This is a genomic window from Solihabitans fulvus, from assembly GCF_008386585.1.
GTDB classification, from domain to species: domain Bacteria; phylum Actinomycetota; class Actinomycetes; order Mycobacteriales; family Pseudonocardiaceae; genus Solihabitans; species Solihabitans fulvus.
Genome location: NZ_VUOB01000198.1, coordinates 1 through 253, shown reverse-complemented (window position 1 = coordinate 253; position 253 = coordinate 1). Strand labels below are relative to the sequence as shown.

Sequence of the window (253 nt, the reverse complement as noted above, 5' to 3'; positions counted from 1 at the left end):
CGCCGCCGTCGAGAAGGTGCTTGCGGTGGCCAAGAAACGGCACCCGCATGTCGGGGTGGTGCACGCGCCCGGTGTGCTGGACGACGGCCTGGTGTCCGGACTCTCCTCGAACCAGGTCGGCAGGGTGTTCCGGCCGAAGGTGTCCGGCGGTTGGCTTCTGCACGAGCTGACCCGCGACCTGGACCTCGCGTTCTTCGCCCTGTTCTCGTCGGCGTCGGGCACGCTGGGCGGCGGCGGCCAGGGCGGCTACGCG

Annotated in this window: 1 protein-coding gene; it reads left to right on the top strand. The window is 71.5% G+C overall.

Annotation, left to right across the window (positions count from 1 at the left end; genetic code table 11):
* Positions 1–16 precede the first annotated feature (16 nt).
* The coding region (locus F0L68_RS41280) for a KR domain-containing protein (RefSeq protein WP_223199618.1) at positions 17–253 on the top strand (237 nt) is incomplete at its 3' end.